General features: G+C 59.0%; 12 protein-coding genes and 2 riboswitches. Of the genes, 1 reads left to right on the top strand and 11 read right to left on the bottom strand.

All coding sequences use genetic code 11. From position 1 onward, the window contains the following. Nucleotides 1-45: 45 nt before the first annotated feature. The 8 genes from purF to purE form a co-directional block, all read right to left on the bottom strand. Nucleotides 46-1,527, bottom strand: coding sequence for an amidophosphoribosyltransferase (gene purF / locus ABEV74_RS21535; protein ID WP_430149494.1), 1,482 nt, complete (start codon nt 1,525-1,527; stop codon nt 46-48). Next, entirely contained in the window at nt 1,512-3,755 is a 2,244-nt protein-coding gene (gene purL / locus ABEV74_RS21540) for a phosphoribosylformylglycinamidine synthase subunit PurL (protein WP_430149497.1), read from the bottom strand. Before purL ends, purF begins: the two co-directional genes overlap by 16 nt. Next, a complete protein-coding gene (gene purQ, locus ABEV74_RS21545) occupies nt 3,733-4,428 on the bottom strand; it encodes a phosphoribosylformylglycinamidine synthase subunit PurQ (protein ID WP_430149499.1) in 696 nt (231 codons plus the stop codon). The genes purL and purQ overlap by 23 nt, the downstream gene beginning before the upstream one ends. A 3-nt stretch (nt 4,429-4,431) precedes the next feature. Then, complete coding sequence (purS, locus tag ABEV74_RS21550; protein WP_062495985.1) at nt 4,432-4,674, bottom strand: phosphoribosylformylglycinamidine synthase subunit PurS; 243 nt, start codon at nt 4,672-4,674, stop codon at nt 4,432-4,434. A gap of 120 nt (nt 4,675-4,794) precedes the next feature. Then, nucleotides 4,795-5,688 (bottom strand): phosphoribosylaminoimidazolesuccinocarboxamide synthase, encoded by an 894-nt coding sequence (locus tag ABEV74_RS21555; RefSeq protein WP_430149502.1) that lies wholly within the window; start codon nt 5,686-5,688, stop codon nt 4,795-4,797. Nucleotides 5,689-5,703: 15 nt separating this feature from the next. Beyond that, nucleotides 5,704-7,005, bottom strand: coding sequence for an adenylosuccinate lyase (purB, locus tag ABEV74_RS21560; RefSeq protein WP_430149504.1), 1,302 nt, complete (start codon nt 7,003-7,005; stop codon nt 5,704-5,706). A 9-nt stretch (nt 7,006-7,014) separates the two neighbouring features. Then, nucleotides 7,015-8,214, bottom strand: coding sequence for a 5-(carboxyamino)imidazole ribonucleotide synthase (purK, locus tag ABEV74_RS21565; RefSeq protein ID WP_430149507.1), 1,200 nt, complete (start codon nt 8,212-8,214; stop codon nt 7,015-7,017). Next, a complete protein-coding gene (gene purE, locus ABEV74_RS21570; protein ID WP_062495992.1) occupies nt 8,211-8,696 on the bottom strand; it encodes a 5-(carboxyamino)imidazole ribonucleotide mutase in 486 nt (161 codons plus the stop codon). The genes purK and purE overlap by 4 nt, the downstream gene beginning before the upstream one ends. Nucleotides 8,697-8,899: 203 nt before the next feature. Further along, nucleotides 8,900-9,001, bottom strand: a riboswitch (purine riboswitch). Between purE and ABEV74_RS21575 the strand changes: the two genes are divergently transcribed. Continuing rightward, entirely contained in the window at nt 8,988-9,395 is a 408-nt protein-coding gene (locus tag ABEV74_RS21575; protein ID WP_430149510.1) for a hypothetical protein, read from the top strand. It overlaps the preceding riboswitch by 14 nt. Nucleotides 9,396-10,088: 693 nt before the next feature. On the opposite strand, the gene ABEV74_RS21580 is transcribed toward ABEV74_RS21575, so the two are convergent. The 3 genes from ABEV74_RS21580 to ABEV74_RS21590 form a co-directional block, all read right to left on the bottom strand. Then, entirely contained in the window at nt 10,089-11,486 is a 1,398-nt protein-coding gene (locus ABEV74_RS21580; RefSeq protein ID WP_430149513.1) for an NCS2 family permease, read from the bottom strand. A 122-nt stretch (nt 11,487-11,608) separates the two neighbouring features. Beyond that, nucleotides 11,609-11,709: riboswitch (purine riboswitch) on the bottom strand. 84 nt (nt 11,710-11,793) lie between these two features. Then, on the bottom strand, nt 11,794-13,332 hold the full coding sequence (gene guaA / locus ABEV74_RS21585) for a glutamine-hydrolyzing GMP synthase (RefSeq protein WP_062495997.1): 1,539 nt from the start codon (nt 13,330-13,332) through the stop codon (nt 11,794-11,796). Between the two features lie 515 nt (nt 13,333-13,847). After that, nucleotides 13,848-14,105: hypothetical protein (locus tag ABEV74_RS21590; protein ID WP_430149516.1), on the bottom strand; the 258-nt coding region annotated here is incomplete at its 5' end.

The raw sequence follows: 14,105 nt of genomic DNA on the forward strand, positions 1-14,105 counted from the left end.
GCCGCGCCATCACGGCCGGGCGCCGCTTTGCGCTCCCTTCACGCGCTAGCAGCTGCAGCTTTTGTCCGACTCCGCGTTCACCGGCGTCGGATAATCGTTGTTGAAACAAGCGAGGCACATGCCGCCGCTGTACAGCCCCTGGCCTGCGCCGACGGCTTCGATCAAGCCTTCCTCGCTCAGAAAATAGAGGGAATCCGCATTGATCGCCTTCCGGATCTCCTCGACCGTCTTGGACGATGCGATCAGCTCGCGGCGATCCGGCGTATCGATGCCGTAGTAGCATGGATTCGCGAACGGCGGCGACGTAATTCGGACATGCACCTCGCTCGCCCCCGCCTCGCGCAGCATGTTGACGATGCGAAGGCTTGTCGTGCCGCGCACGATCGAATCGTCGATCATGACGACGCGCTTGCCTTCGACAACTTTGCGCACGGCCGACAGCTTCATCTTGACGCCCTTCTCCCGCAGCTCCTGAGAAGGCTGAATGAACGTGCGGCCCGTATATTTGTTTTTGATCAGCCCGAGCTCGTAAGGGATGCCGGTCTGTTCCGCATAGCCGATAGCCGCCGATATGCTCGAATCCGGCACGCCGGTGACGACGTCCGCGTCGACGAACGACTCGATCGCGAGCCGGCGTCCCATCCGCTTGCGGGCGGAATGAATATTAACGCCGTTAATATCGCTGTCCGGGCGCGCGAAATAAATATATTCCATCGCGCACGCCGCGCGGCGGCCGGCCGGCTCGAACCGCTCCGTCCGCAGACCGTCGCCGTCCAGCACAAGCAGCTCGCCGGGCTGCACGTCGCGCTCGTATTCCGCGCCGATCGTCTCCAGCGCGCAGGTTTCGGATGCGAATATGAAGCCGCCGCCGAGCCGGCCCATCACAAGCGGCCGCAAGCCGTTCGGATCGGATGCGACAAGCAGCTTGTCGTTCGTCATGATCAGGAAGGCGAAACCGCCGATCAGCCGCTGCAGCGCATCCTTCGTCGCTTCGACGAAATCTTTGTCGGAGCGGGCGATCAGGTGAGCGATCACTTCCGTATCGCTCGTCGTCTGGAAGATGGAACCTTGCCGCTCCAGCTCGCGGCGGATCGACGGCGCATTCACGATGTTGCCGTTCGTCGCCACCGCCAGATCGCCGTCCCGGTATTTGAAAATAAGCGGCTGAGCGTTCGCGAGCCGGCTCTCGCCGGACGTCGAATAGCGCACATGGCCGATCGCGCGGTCGCCGACGAGCGACTCCAGCGTGTTCTGGTCGAACACTTCCTTGACGAGCCCCATCCCGCGATGGTACACAAGTCGGCCGCTGCCGCTGTCGACCGTACTGATGCCTGCGCTTTCCTCGCCGCGGTGCTGCAGGGCGTGCAAGCCGTAGTACGACAGACTGGCCGCGTTCGGAATGCCAAACACGCCGAATACTCCGCACTCTTCCCGCAACTTGTCGAATATATCGTCGCGTCCGATTCCTTCATTATAATGGTTCCCGGTCCATAACCGGGGCCGGCCGACGCTTATTGCATCAGACATGGAATCGCATCCTTCCAGACCTTCTCCAGTTGTTCGATCGGCGCGTCAACGCCCGTCTTTCCATTTACGTCGATGGTCAGGCTGCTTCCTTTCACTTCTCCGATGATCGCATGGGGCACGCCCCGTTCCGCCAGCAGCGCCGTCAACGCAGCGGCATGCTCCGGACCCACCGAAAGCAGAATGCGCGACTGCGATTCGCTGAACAGCGCCACGTCGGGCCGCAGTTCGGTCGCGATGCGGACTGCGGCTCCCTTGCCGCCGCTGATGCACGATTCCGCCAAAGCGACCGCGAGGCCGCCCTCGGACAAGTCGTGCGCCGAAGCGACGAGCCCCTGGCGAATCGCCGCCAGCACCGCGTCCAGCGTCTTCTTCTCGACCGCCAGATCGATGGCCGGCGGCCGCCCTTCCGTCTTGCCGTGCACGACATATTGAAACTCGCTGCCGCCCAGCTCCGCCTTCGTCTCGCCGACAAGCACGATGACGTCGCCTTCGCGCTTGAATCCTTGCGTCGTAATATGGTCGATATCGGTTACGAGACCGACCATCCCGATGACCGGCGTCGGATAGATCGCGCCTTTCGCGTTCTCGTTGTACAGGCTCACATTGCCGCCGATAACCGGCGTCTCCAGCGTGCGGCACGCTTCGGATATTCCGTCGGCCGCCTTCTCGAGCTGCCAGAACACTTCCGGCTTCTCCGGATTGCCGAAGTTCAGATTGTCGGTAATTGCAAGCGGCTCGGCGCCCGAGCAGACGATATTGCGCGCCGCTTCGGCGACGGCGATCCGCCCGCCGACCTCCGGATCGAGATAGACGTACCGTCCGTTGCAATCTGTCGTCATTGCCAGCGCCTTGCGCGTGCCGCGGATCGTCACGACCGCCGCATCGGAACCCGGCTGCACCGCCGTGCTCGTTCGCACCATATAATCATACTGATTATATACCCATTCTTTGCTTGCCACAGTCGGCGAGGCGAGAACTTTGCGCAGCGCATCGTTCAAATCCGTCACTTCCGGATAAGCCGACGTATCGATCTTCGCCTGCTCCGCATAGTACGCCGGCTCTTTCGAAGGCTTGTTGTAAACCGGACATTCGTCGACGAGCGCCTTGACCGGCATGTCGGCGACGACTTCGCCCTGATGGAACAGACGCAGCCTGCCGTCGTCGGTTACTTTGCCGACCTTCACGCACAGCACGCCCCACCGTTCGAAAATTTCCCGCGCTTGCGCTTCGTGCTGCGGCTCGATCACGAACAGCATCCGCTCCTGGGATTCGGACAGCATCATCTCGTACGGGGTCATCCCCTTCTCGCGCTGCGGCACCTCGTCGAGGTACAATTCCAGGCCATTTCCGGCTTTCGACGCCATCTCCGCGCTGGAACAGGTCAGCCCCGCCGCGCCCATATCCTGAATGCCGAGCACGATGCCGGATTCGATCAGCTCCAGCGTCGCTTCCATAACGAGCTTCTCCATGAACGGATCGCCGACCTGCACGGCCGGACGCTTCGCTTCCGATTCCTCCGTCAGCTCCTCGGAAGCGAATGTCGCGCCGTGGATGCCGTCCCGACCCGTCGGCGGACCGACATAAAAGACCGGGTTGCCGACCCCTTTGGCGACGCCGCGCTGAATGCGGTCGTGGTCGATCAGACCGACGCACATCGCGTTGACGAGCGGATTGCCCTCGTAGCTTTCATCGAACATGACCTCGCCCGCAACCGTCGGAATGCCGATGCAGTTGCCGTAACCGGCGATGCCGCTGACGACGTGCTCGAACAAATATTTGACGCGCTCGTTCTCGAGCCGTCCGAAGCGCAGCGAATTGAGCAGCGCCACCGGCCGCGCGCCCATCGAGAAAATATCGCGGATGATGCCGCCGACGCCTGTTGCCGCGCCCTGATACGGCTCGATCGCCGACGGGTGATTGTGCGATTCGATCTTGAACACGACCGCCTGATTGTCGCCGATATCGACGATGCCGGCGCCCTCGCCCGGTCCCATCAGCACCTTCGGACCGGTGACCGGGAACTTCTTCAAAATCGGCTTGGAATTTTTGTACGAGCAGTGCTCCGACCACATGACGCTGAATACGCCGATTTCCGTGTAGTTCGGCTTGCGGCCGAGAAATCCGCAGATCAGCTCGTACTCGTAGTCGGTAACGCCCATCTGCTTGTATATTTTCTGTTCCGCGATTTGTTCCGCCGTCGGCTCCTTAGCCGTTAACTGCTGCGCCATGCCGTTCCCTCCATGCACTCAGAATCGATGTGAACATGCGCTTGCCGTCCTCCGAACCGAGCAATTGATCGACCGCGCGCTCCGGGTGAGGCATCATCCCCACCACATTGCCTTGCTCGTTGCAGATGCCCGCGATATCGTACACGGAGCCGTTCGGGTTGTCGCCGTTCGCGTAGCGGAACACGATCTGGTTGTTCGCCTTCAGCCGTTCCAGCGTTTCCTCGTCGCAGTAATAGTTGCCTTCGCCATGCGCGATCGGAATACGGATCACTTCGCCTGATGCGTATTGATTGGTGAAAGGCGTGCGGTTATTAACAACCTCAAGCGGCGCCTGGCGGCAAATAAATTTAAGATTGCGGTTGCGCCTGAGCGCGCCGGGCAGCAGCCCCGCCTCGGTTAAAATCTGGAATCCGTTGCAAATGCCGAGCACGTACTTGCCGGCCTCCGCCGCCTCCCTGACCGCGTTCATCACCGGCGCGAAACGGGCGATGGCGCCGCAACGCAAGTAGTCGCCATATGAAAAACCGCCGGGCACGAGAATGGCGTCATAGCCGGACAGATCGGTTGCCGTATGCCAGACGTAGTCGGCTTTCTGGCCGATCGTGTCCTCAACCGCTTTGTAGCAGTCGATGTCGCAGTTCGAGCCGGGGAACACAAGCACCGCAAATTTCATCGGTCAGCCCTCCAATTCGAACCGGTAATCTTCGATGACGGTATTGGCGAGCAGCTTTTCGCACATTTCCTTCACACGCGCCTGCGCTTCCTCGCGGTCGGACGTATCCAGTTCAAGCTCCATATATTTGCCGATCCGCACGCTGCCCACCTCGCCGAAGCCCATGGAATGAAGCGCTCCCTGCACGGCCGTACCTTGCGGATCGAGCACGTTTTGTTTAATCGTCACATAAACTGTTGCTTTCATTGCGATACCTCCCATTATGTTCGATGAAGCGCGAATGACGGTTGCCGACCCTGATCGAATCGGCGGTTACCGCGTCGGGGTGTCAATCCGGTTCCTTTGCTGCGTTTACGCGCCGGGTCGTCAATCCAGCTCGCTTCCGGTCAATCGCCGGTAGATGTCCCGGTAACGGCGGGTCGTCTCGGCCACGACGCTGTCCGGCAGAGGCGCCGGCTTGCTGTTTTTGTCCCAGTCCGAAGCGGCCAGGTAGGCGCGCACCGGTTCCTTGTCCATGCTGTCGATTTCGATATCGAGCGCATATTTGTCTTCCGCCCAGAAACGCGAGGCATCGGGGGTAAAAATTTCATCGATGAGTACGATTTCTCCGTCTATCAATCCAAACTCGAATTTGCAGTCGGCCAATATGATGCCGCGCTCCGCGCAGTAATCCCGGGCATATTCGTACAGCTTCAAACTTCGCTCGCGCAGCTGGCCGGCCAATTCACTGCCGACCTTCTCCACAAGCCGCTCATACGAGATGTCCTCGTCATGGCCGACGTCGTTTTTCGCAGCAGGCGTAAACAGCGGCTCGGGCAGCCGCTCGTTTTTGCGCAGCCCCGCCGGCAGCCGCAGACCGTTAATCGCCGACGTTTTCTGGTATTGTCTCCAGCCCCCGCCGGTGATATAGCCCCGCACGACGCATTCGACGTCGATCCGTTCGGCTTTCTTCGCCACCATAATGCGGTTTTTCATCAGCTCCGGCGATTTCAGCACGTCCCCGAGCCGCGGCGCGTCCGTATGGACGACATGATTCGGCTGCAGCTCCGCCGTCTTCCCGAACCAGAACGCGCTCAGCCGATTCAGCACATTGCCCTTGTCCGGCACCGGAGGCTCCAGCACATAATCGAACGCGGAAATGCGGTCGGTGACAACGATCAGATAATGCTCTCCGAGATCGTACAGTTCGCGCACTTTGCCTTTATAGACGAGCGGCGCTTGTACGAGGTCTGCGGCGGTCGCCAACGCTTGGGCACTCATTTCGCGCTTCGCCTCCTATCCTTCGATCAGCCCGAGCCGGCGGAATATCGTATCCACATGCTTCAGATGCCATGCCGGATCGAAGCAGTCGTCGATTTCCTCTTGCGTCAGATGTTTCGTAATTTCCGGCGTTTCCATGATGATATCGCGGAATTGCCGCTGCTCCTCCCATGCCTGCATCGCGCGCGGCTGAACCGTATCGTATGCCTGCTCGCGGCTCAATCCTTTGTCGATCAGTTTCGTCATGACGCGGCCCGAGAACGGCACGCCGTACGTGCGCTGCATGTTGCGCTTCATATTTTCCGGGAATACCGTCAAATTGCGGATAATGTTGCCGAGCCGGTTCAACATGTAGTTCAACAGCATCGTCGCATCCGGCAAAATGACGCGCTCGACCGACGAGTGGCTGATATCCCGCTCATGCCAGAGCGGCACGTTCTCGTACGCCGAAATCATATGGCCGCGAAGGACGCGCGCGAGGCCGGAAATATTTTCGCAGCCGATCGGATTGCGCTTATGCGGCATCGCCGACGAGCCTTTCTGCCCTTTCGCGAACGGCTCCTCGACTTCGCGGAACTCGCTCTTCTGAAGCGCCCGGATTTCCGTCGCGAACTTGTCGAGCGAAGTTGCGATCAGCGCCAGCGTCGCCATATATTCCGCATGCCGGTCGCGCTGCAGCGTCTGCGTCGAGATCGGCGCCGGCGTTATGCCGAGCTTGCGGCACACGAATTGCTCGACGAACGGATCGATGTTGGCGTATGTGCCGACCGCCCCTGAAATTTTCCCGAACTGCACGCCATTGGCCGCATGCCGGAACCGCTCCAGATTCCGCTTCATCTCCTCGTACCACAGCGCCAGCTTCAGCCCGAACGTCGTCGGCTCGGCATGAACGCCGTGCGTCCGTCCCATCATCGGCGTATCTTTGTACTTAATCGCCTGGTTCCGCAAAATATCGATGAAGTTTACGATGTCCCGCTCCAAAATCTCGTTAGCCTGCCGCAGCAGGTAGCCGAGCGCCGTGTCGACGACATCGGTCGAAGTCAGCCCGTAATGCACCCATTTGCGCTCCGGACCGAGCGTCTCGGAGACCGCCCGCGTAAAGGCGATGACGTCATGCCGCGTTTCCTGCTCGATTTCGTAAATCCGCTTGATGTCAAAGCCGGCGTTCCGGCGCAGCGCCTCCACGTCCTCGCGCGGAATGACATTCAGCTCCGCCCATGCCTCGCAGGCGCACAATTCAACCTCCAGCCACGCCTTGAACTTATTTTCCTCCGTCCAGATTGCCCGCATTTCCGGTCTGCTGTAACGTTCCAACATCGAGCTAGCTCACACCTTCCAGATTGTAGTTTCCGCTATCCATTTTAACGCCGCGTCCACATCGGGCGCGAGTACGTTTATATGTCCCATCTTCCGCTTGCTCTTGGCCTCGCGCTTGCCGTACAAATGCACCTTCGGCGCGACGCCGAGTTTTGCCGCCGTTTCGTCCGGCCGCGCCATCCGCGCCAGCAGCGGCTCCACATGCTCACCGAGCACATTGACCATCACAACCGGCGTAAGCAGCGACGTATCGCCGAGCGGCAGGTTGCAGATCGCCCGCACATGCTGCTCGAACTGCGACGTCCGGCAAGCCTCCATCGTGTAATGGCCGCTGTTGTGCGGCCGCGGCGCCAGCTCGTTGACGAACAGCTCCCCGTCCGCCGTCAGAAACATCTCCACGGCGATCAGCCCGATAACGCCTAGCCCTTCGGCAATCCTCAGCGCCAGCCGTTCGGCCTCCCGCCGGACATCGCCGCCGATGCGCGCCGGGACGATCGACAAGTGCAAAATATTGTCCACATGAATATTTTCCGCCGGCGGGAACACGCTCGTTTCGCCCCGAGGGCTGCGCGCCGCGATGACGGACAGCTCCTTCTCGAACCGAACAAACTGCTCGAGCACCAGCTCCGTTCCGGCGCGGCTGAGCAGCCTGTACGCCTCCGGAATTTCTTCCTCGCTCCGGATCACGAACTGTCCCTTGCCGTCATAACCGCCTGTGGCGGTTTTCAGGACGCACGGCAGCCCGAACCGGGCCGCCGCTTCGCGCAGCTCGCGTTCGCTGCCGATTTCCGCATAGGGCGCCACCCGCGCGCCGGCCGCCTCGACCGCCCGCTTCTCGCGCAGCCGATGCTGCGTCGTATAGAGCAGCCGGCTTCCTTGCGGCACGTACGATTCCCGCATCAGCATATCCGCGACGCCCGCGTCCACGTTCTCGAACTCGTACGTTATGACGTCCGCCTGACCGGCCAGCTCGCGCGCCGCCTCGCGGTCGTCGTAGGCGGCCGTAATTTGACGGGCCACCTGGCCGCAAGGCGCGTCCGGCGTCGGATCGAGCGTCACAAAGCGGTAGCCGAGCGCCGAACCCGCGAGCGCCAGCATCCGTCCGAGCTGCCCACCGCCGAGAATGCCGACGGTGCTTCCCGGCAAAATGACTCGCCCTTCGTCAGCCGTGGCTTCCGCGCCTGCAACACCGGATACCGTTTCGTTCACAACGTCTCCCCGCTTTCCATCACTTCGCGGCGAATCCGTTCGCGCCGCGCTTCGACGCGCGCCCGCACCTCCGGATCGAACGCGCCGATGATCTGCGCCGCGAGCAGTCCCGCATTGGCTGCGCCCGCATGGCCGATCGCCACGGTGGCGACCGGGACGCCGGCCGGCATCTGCACAATCGACAGCAGCGAATCGAGCCCGTTCAAATTCGACGATTTGACGGGCACGCCAATGACCGGCAAGACCGTCTTGGCGGCAACCATGCCGGGCAGATGCGCCGCGCCGCCGGCTCCGGCGATAATCGCCTTCAGCCCGCGGGACGCCGCCGTTTCCGCGTATTCGAACATCAAATCCGGCGTCCGATGCGCCGATACGACCCTTTTCTCATAAGGAATGCCGAGTTCTTCCAGTACGTCGCAGGCTCCCTTCATCGTCTCCCAGTCCGACTTGCTGCCCATGATGACGCCCACTTTCGCTGACATGCGATTAACCCACCTTTGCCTTTAATAAATGGCGAACATAATCATGAACTTATACTTCCTTTAATATTTCGCAAAAAACGAAAAAAGCCCGCCAGCAAAATGATGTTGCCGCGGACACAAGCGATCGAAGCCCAAAAAGGACAGGCAAAGACAACACAAGGCTGCCCCATGCCGAGGACAACCTGCTTTGCTTATTTTCCTTTTCGTCCATTCACACCGCTCGTAGTCCGAAAATTTAAGGTTTTCGGGTAGAAACTTTCGGGCCATATTCCCGAGTATATACGAGGCTGTATGAGCCGCCAACCGCCGCAAAACGGCGATCCCGGCATATTTAGTTTATCGGATCGCCCTACCGGTGTCAACCAAAATACGAACATTTTAAAGATTTCATTTGTAAAAGTTCGTTTTTTTGACGTGCCATGCCGATCTCTTTGCAGCAAAAAAAAAAAAAAAAAACGGCCTGCACCCAGCGCAGCCCGTTTTCCTGCAGTTTGTACGCTTCGCCATCGTCCCGGTTATCCGCCCGACGGGATACCGGCCCCGGCCACAAACGAAGCCGCCTTCGACAGCAGCAGCGCGCATAACACAACGATCGGGATCATTAAACATAAACCGAAGATCAGTTGCAGTTGCCTCCTGCTGAGCATCGTTTTTTCCCCGCTTTCTCTCGCCGTTTTTATCAAAATGCTCGTCTTTTGAACATTAGACGGATCGCGTCGCAAGAGAGTTACGGGATAACCGGTTGTAAATGATGGAAAAATGTTCGGTGGAAATGTTCGGCGCACATGGTTCGGCACACTTGGTTTGGGGCATACGGTTCGGGGCACATGCTTCGGGGGCACATGGTGCGGGGACACATGGTGCGGGGCAATTGATTCGGGGCATAAAAACGACTCCTTCGTTCCTGTCTAAGGACGATCCGGTTTCGCGATGGCGGCCAGGGCTCTATTCTCCCTCGCCTACCCGACCGCCGGGCGACGAATTGCGAGCCTCCAGGGCCTGGTTGACCGCCGCCATGCGGCAAGCCCTGCGCTTATTCGTTCGCGCCAACCCCCATGTAAACGGCCTCTTGTCCCGAAATTGCTTTACTCCGGCCCCGCGGGCTGTCAACCGGAAGATAGAAACCCAATAAAAGTACAATGCTGCAAAAATGCAGCTTTTTCGGGCGTAAAGTAACCAAAACGCAAAAATTGTTGCGATTATACAATTTTTTGACCCGTTCAAGCCCCAACCAAGCGAAAATTCCCAAAAATACTGTATTTATGCAGAATTTCACGCCATATCCATCTATTCGATCCAAAATTCCTGCACTTTTGCAGCTTTCGTCAAAGCATCTTAAAAAAGCCCTTCCCGCCGCAATTGGCGGAAAGGGCTTGGATCATGCCCGCGGAATCAATGGCCTCCCATGAGCAAATAGCGAAGCACGATCAGGACAGCCAGAATCCACATAAGCGGATGAATTTTGTAGCCGCCTTGCCGGTTGCCGCGGCCGCTCACATTGGCGATAAACGCCAGCACGACATACGAGACGATGCCGAACGAGATGCCGTTGGCGATATTGTACGTAAACGGCATAAAAGCAAGTGTAAAAAACGCCGGAATCGCATATACCATATCCGAGAAGTCGATCTCGCGCACGGACTGCATCATCAGCACGCCGACGATAATGAGCGCCGCTGCCGTCGCCGAGCCCGGAATGAGCGCGACGATCGGCGAGATGAACAGAGCGAGCAGGAAGCATACGCCGGTCGTAACCGCCGTCAGGCCGGTACGTCCACCCTGGGCGATGCCGGAGGAGCTCTCGATGTACGCCGTTACCGTACTCGTGCCGAGCATTGCGCCGCCGCTGACGCCGATCGCGTCGACGAGCATCGCTTCGCCGACTTTCTTCTTGCCTTTTTCCGGATCTTTCATAATGCCGGCACGGTTGGCCGTACCGATCAGCGTGCCGAACGTATCGAACAGTTCCACGAACGTGAAGGTGAGGATGACCGTGATCAGCCCGACCTCGAACACCCCGGCAAAATCGAAATGCGCGAAATTGAGGTCGCTGAAATTCGGCATCCAGCTGGCGCCTTCCAGCGATTTCGCCACGTCGACATTACCGGTCAGAATGGCGATAACCGTCGTGCCGAGAATGCCGAACAGAATGGCGGCCGGCACTTTCATCACCATCAGAATGGCGATCAGCAGCAGGCCGATTACCGTCAAATAAACGTCGGGCGTATTCAAAGAGCCCATATGGAACACCGATTCGAAGCCGAGCAGATTCGTATACGTGCCGGCCGGAACGTCCTTCATCGTCTCGACGGAAACGGTCAAAATGCCGCTGTTTTTCACGCCGATAATCGTAATGAACAGTCCGATGCCGACCGTAATGGCATGCTTGAGACTGTCCGGAACGGCTGTAATGAGCATTTGCCGAACATGCGTCACCGTCAGAATAATGAAGATGATACCCGAGATGAAAACGGCTGTCAGCGCCATTTCCGCCGATATCGGGGTATCGGTCGCTTTCGACGTAATGACGGTCGTGGCGAAGAAGGCGTTAAGCCCCATGCCGGGCGCGAGCGCCACCGGGAAATTGACGAACAATCCCATTGCGATCGTAAAAATGCCCGCTGCCAGCGCCGTCGCCAGAAACACCGAGTTCCAGCTGAGATCAGCGGCGCTCAGAATGTTCGGATTGACCGCCAAAATGTAGGCCATCGTCATGAACGTCGTCAGCCCCGCCATAATTTCCGTTCTAACATTTGTCCCGTGTTCCTTCAGACGAAAGAAACGTTCCATGTCGGACAAAACCCTCCCTTTTTATATTCGGCAAAACAACAAAACCCGGAAGCCATGCGGTCAAAGCATGTCTCCCAGGTTCCGTAAAACGCCAAAGAGCTTGTCCGCAAATGCGCGGACAGACGCTCTTCTTCGCTTTTCGTAGCCAGATCATTTACGGTGACCTTGTAGAGACTCTCAAGCCGATTCTTGAGATTATACGAAAAGTTATTTTGTTGTCCTTCATCATTCTATCGACCCGGTCACCGGTTTGTCAATAGAAAAGATGAATATTAAAGGGAGTTCTGTCCAAAAACGTTCGGAAAAATCATTCCCACTCGATCGTCGCCGGCGGCTTCGACGTAATGTCGTAAACGACGCGGTTGACGTTGTCCACCTCATTGACGATGCGGTTCGAAATTTTTTCCAGCACATCCCACGGTATGCGGGCCCAGTCGGCCGTCATGCCGTCGATCGACGTCACAGCGCGAATGCCGACCGTATACGAATACGTGCGCGCGTCGCCCATGACGCCGACGCTCTTCATGTTCGGCAGAGCCGTAAAGTACTGCCAAATTTCCCGGTCAAGCCCGGCCTTGGCAATTTCTTCACGCAAAATGTAGTCGGATTCCCGAACGATGGCCAGCTTCTCCTCCGTCACTTCGCCCAGCACGCGGATCGCCAGTCCCGGTCCCGGGAACGGCTGACGGTGAACGATTTCGGCGGGCAAGCCGCATTCTTCGCCGACTTTGCGCACCTCGTCCTTGAACAGCGACTTCAGCGGCTCGATCAGCTTAAAGCGCATGTCTTCCGGCAAACCGCCGACGTTGTGATGGGACTTGATCGTCTGCGCCGTCGCCGTGCCGCTTTCGATAATGTCCGTATACAGCGTGCCTTGCGCCAGAAAATCGAACTCGCCGAGCTTGGCCGATTCTTCGTCGAACAAATAAATAAATTCATTGCCGATAATTTTCCGTTTTTTCTCCGGATCTTCTACGCCCTTGAGCTTGCTGAGGAACCGCTCCTTGGCGTCGATCTTGATGACGCGCATGTCGAATTTGCCGGCGAACGTGTCCATGACCGACTCCGCCTCGCCTTTGCGCAGCAGGCCGTGGTCGATGAACATGCACGTCAATTGGTCGCCGATCGCCTTGTGGATCAGCACCGCCACGACGGACGAATCGACGCCTCCCGACAGCGCGCACAGCACTTTGCGGTCGCCGACCTGCTCGCGGATGTCGCGCACCGTATCCTCGATAAACGTCTCCATACTCCAGTTGCCTTCGCAGCCGCAAATGTTGTACAGGAAATTGCGGATCATTTCGTTGCCGTGAACCGTATGGCGCACTTCCGGATGGAACTGAACGGCGTAAAATTTGCGTTCCGGATGGCTCATCGCCGCGACCGGCGCATGGGCCGTGCTCGCTTCGACACGGAAGCCCTCCGGCAGCTCCACGACCAGATCGCTATGGCTCATCCATACCGTCTGGCGGCGTTCCAGCCCTTCGATGAAACAGGAACCGGCGACAAATTCGATTTCCGCCTTGCCGTATTCCCGCTTGTCCGCACGCTGCACTTTCCCTTTTAACTGATGCGCCATCAGCTGCATGCCGTAGCAGATGCCGAGGATCGGCACGCCCAACTCGTAAACGGCCGGATCGACGAGCGGCGACTGCTCCGCATAAACACTGGCCGGTCCTCCCGAGAACACGATGCCTTTCGGCTGAAGTTCCCGTATCCGCTCCACCGGCGTGTTGTACGGCAGCAATTCGCTGTATACGCCCAGATCGCGAATGCGTCTCGCAATCAGCTGGTTGTATTGTCCCCCGAAGTCGAGGACTACGATGATTTCATTCGGCTTGTTCATTCCGAACCTCCCTCGATTAATGTAGTCATTATATATAACTGCGTTCCGGCCAGTCAAGGCAAGTCCGGAAGACGGCAAAGCCGCCCGTCCGGGCGGCGAAACGTTCCATTTCGGACGCGGTAAAACGTCTCATTCGGGCGCTGGCGCGGTTCGATTCGGATGGTGAAACGGACCATTCGGCGCGTGCACGGCCATTCGGGCGGCGAGCGACGCCGTTCGGCGAGGTTGCGGTTCCATTCGGGTAGCGGCACGGTTATTCGGACGGTGAAACGGATCATTCGGCGCGTGCACGGCCATTCGAGCGGAGAGCATTGCCGTTCGGGCGATGATACGGTTTCATTCGGCTGGTAAAATGTCCCATTCGAGCGAAGAACGTCATCGTTCGGGCAATGTTGCGGCTTCATTCGGGCGGTGGTACGGCCCTCCATTTCTTTCCCGCGGTTCCGTTGCAATCCGTGCCGCTGAAACGGGGCCGCGCGCCTCTCGGAAGGCCTGCTCAACCGATCTAGGCGGCGCTAGAACGGACCGCGCGAACGATCCGATGCGCCGCCCGAACCGGCGCCGCCGGAGTCGCCGGCATGTCCGCCGCCGGGAGAAGCGGCGGAAGACGCACCGCGATAGGGGCCGCTGCGGCCGGCTGGCCGCTTGCGGGACGGCGAAGCGAACAGCTGCCGCACAGCCGCCCTCAATTGGCGATGGGACGGTCCGTCCCATCGCAGCGGATCGGCGAAGCGCGCCGCCTGCTCCCAGCCGCGCAGCCGCTCCAGCGCTTC

It is taken from the genome of Paenibacillus cisolokensis, assembly GCF_050481165.1.
GTDB lineage: Bacteria > Bacillota > Bacilli > Paenibacillales > Paenibacillaceae > Paenibacillus_AH > Paenibacillus_AH cisolokensis.